The organism is Arcicella sp. GW458-12-2-14-TSB2 (assembly GCF_059423785.1).
This window is the reverse complement of the sequence record NZ_JBWKYN010000363.1, coordinates 1-1,116: the sequence shown is the minus strand read 5'-3', so window position 1 is coordinate 1,116 and position 1,116 is coordinate 1. Positions and strand designations below refer to the sequence as shown.

The 1,116-nt window shown below is 30.6% G+C and carries 1 protein-coding gene; it reads right to left on the bottom strand.

The window, feature by feature from the left end:
* Positions 1–360: 360 nt before the first annotated feature.
* The gene (locus AC07XN_RS24470) at positions 361–951 is read right to left on the bottom strand and encodes an RNA polymerase sigma factor (protein ID WP_309916219.1); all 591 of its coding nucleotides are present in this window, start codon (positions 949–951) and stop codon (positions 361–363) included.
* Positions 952–1,116 lie beyond the last annotated feature (165 nt).

Below are 1,116 nucleotides of genomic sequence, written 5' to 3'. Positions count from 1 at the left end.
TACTTTTTGCCTTGATGCAAAAAGTAACAAAAAAATCAAGAATTCCTAAACTCGCTCCGCTCAAACAGTAGGAATTCGGTGTCCATCAATCAAAAAAGCGGTTGAAAAACTAATTTCGTCCGCTTTTTTTATGATTTTATAATTAGAGTATGTTTAAATTTCGAAAAGATTTATTACTTAAAGTTTTATCCTATCTAGGCGTCAGCATTTAGTGAAATTCCACTGTTTGAGCGATAGCGAGTTTGGAATTTCTTGACTTTCTTTTGTTACTTTTCTTGTGTCAAGACAAGAAAAGTAAGGACTTTCGAAAGGAAATATTGCTTTTTGGATATAAACTAAATATAATTTTTAAAAATATTCTTAACCCACCAAAGGATATTCCCAAGGATACGAATATTTTTCTCCAACATTAAAAATCTCTTGTAGTGAATCCAAAGCTCTATAGATTAATGCTCTTGCTGATTTCACTTTAGTCATTTCCATGATTTTTGCTATTTCTTCATAACTCACATCTTCATAGAAATACAACAAAATAGCTTCTCTTTGTTTTACGGGCAATTTATTAAAAGCCTCTTGTAAAAGTTGTCCCGATTGGTCAAGACATAGTTCTTTTAATATATCAGCATCAGCGGCAAAATCAATCTGAAAATCTCCTCCAAAATTATTCAAGCTCGAGAATCTATCTTCATGTTTTACTTTACGTACTAGTTTGTTACGTAAACTCGCCAATAAATAAAATTTAATAGAATTAGTATCCCCTAATCGCTCACGGCTTTGAATCAAATCACAAAATAATTCTTGGACCGCATCTCTTACCAAATCGCTATCACTTGTAAACTGACGACCATAATTATACAATACATTAACGTATTGGCTATAAATTGTCTCTAACGCAGAATCACTTCCATTTAGAAACTCATTCCAAAGCTGGCTGTCAGATACTTCTTTCATCTATTAATGTTCGTTGAGCTTTTGAAAATCTTGTGTCATAATGACACAATTGCACACAAAGATAATAAAATATTTAGAAAACCAACAAATTGTATAAAAAAAATAAAAACTTTTACTTTTCTATGTACAAATGCCTTTAATTACAGAATATCATCAAATAATTAA

Coding starts and splice junctions, on each gene's coding strand:
- AC07XN_RS24470 (WP_309916219.1), bottom strand. CDS start 951: ATGAAAGAAGTATCTGACAGCCAGCTTTGGAATGAGTTTCTAAATGGA.